This window comes from Enterobacter cloacae complex sp. SYL003 (assembly GCF_049236925.1).
GTDB classification, from domain to species: Bacteria; Pseudomonadota; Gammaproteobacteria; order Enterobacterales; family Enterobacteriaceae; genus Enterobacter; species Enterobacter intestinihominis.
The window spans coordinates 1-1,599 of sequence record NZ_JBMKJK010000056.1; the positions used below are offsets into that span (position 1 = coordinate 1).

General features: G+C 53.8%; 1 protein-coding gene. It reads left to right on the forward strand.

The annotated features are described in order from the left end of the window. Window positions 1-463: 463 nt before the first annotated feature. The coding region (locus tag ACOT1A_RS24525) for an IS91-like element ISCR1 family transposase (RefSeq protein ID WP_250274172.1) at window positions 464-1,599 on the forward strand (1,136 nt) is incomplete at its 3' end.

Genomic DNA, 1,599 nt, shown 5'->3' on the forward strand with positions numbered 1-1,599 from the left:
AAACCCTCGCGAAATTTCGCAGTCGCGACGCCAGAGACCGAGGGTTAGATCATGCCTAGCATTCACCTTCCGGCCGCCCGCTAAATATCTCCTTTTGGGTTGTTAATAAAACATCCAATAAGTTGACTGTGCGTGAAAAAGAAAGTTTTGTGTGATGGCGTTGAAGATCGCACCGTTAAGCTCTTATGTGGGATGGTGCAGAGCTCGACGACTACCGATAAAACGCAACCGCCGCAAACAGACAAGAAAAAGCCCCAACTGATAACAGTTGGGGCTTCAGTATTGTGATTGGTGGAGCAATAGCACCCTGAACCCAAAACCTTCTCGCTCAACCGGTAGTGGCTGATAACAACTCGTGAGGGCTATTGCGGGTTAAGCATTTAGCGATGTCTAGGGCCAGACTGGACGTCTGAACGCAAGCCGCTGATACTGTACATAACCACAGTATCAGCGGAGGATACCCATGTCGCTGGCAAGGAACGCCACGGCGAGTCAATCGCCCACTCAAACAAACGGTTACGAACGCCACCAACCCGACCAGACGCTGCTCTACCAGCTGGTTGAGCAGCACTACCCAGCCTTCAAAGCCTCACTCGAAGCCCAAGGTCAACACCTGCCTCGCTACATCCAACAAGAATTCAACGACCTCCTCCAATGTGGCCGTCTGGAGTATGGTTTCATGCGGGTTCGCTGCGAGGATTGTCATCACGAGCGTCTGGTCGCCTTCAGCTGTAAACGACGCGGCTTTTGCCCTAGCTGCGGTGCCCGCCGGATGGCCGAGAGTGCGGCGCTGCTGATAGACGAAGTCTTCCCCAAGGAGCCCATTCGCCAGTGGGTGCTCAGCTTTCCTTTCCAGCTACGCTTTTTGCTGGCTCGCCATCCCCAGCTGATGGGCCAGGTCTTGAGTATCGTCTATCGTACACTCTCAACTCATCTGATCAAAAAAGCCGGTTACACCAAAGCCTCTGCACAAACTGGCTCAGTGACTCTTATCCAACGCTTTGGCTCCGCGCTAAATCTCAATGTCCACTACCACATGCTGTTTCTCGATGGTGTCTATGCCGAAGATGACTATGGCAAGCAACGCTTCCATCGTGTCAAGGCACCCACTTACGATGAGCTGAATACGCTCGCTCACACCCTCAGCCATCGCATCGCTCGCTGCATGGAAAAGCGTGGGATTTTGGAGCGTGATGCCGAGAATACGTGGTTGACACTGGAAGAGGGCGAAGACGATACGCTGACTCAATTACATGGTGCTTCGGTTACGTATCGCATTGCCGTCGGCCCCCAGCAAGGGCGCAAAGTCTTCACCCTGCAAACCTTGCCAGGGCGTGAGGATAAAGCCGACTCAAGCAGTCGAGTAGCCAACCATGCTGGTTTCTCGCTACACGCCGGTGTGATGGCCGAAGCGCATCAGCGGGATAAGCTTGAGCGCTTGTGTCGCTACATTAGTCGGCCAGCGGTTTCAGAAAAACGTCTGGCATTAACCGCCAATGGGCAGGTGCGTTACGAGCTCAAAACTCCGTACCGCAATGGCACCACCCATGTGATCTTCGAGCCGCTGGACTTCATCGCCAAACTCGCTGCGTTGGTACC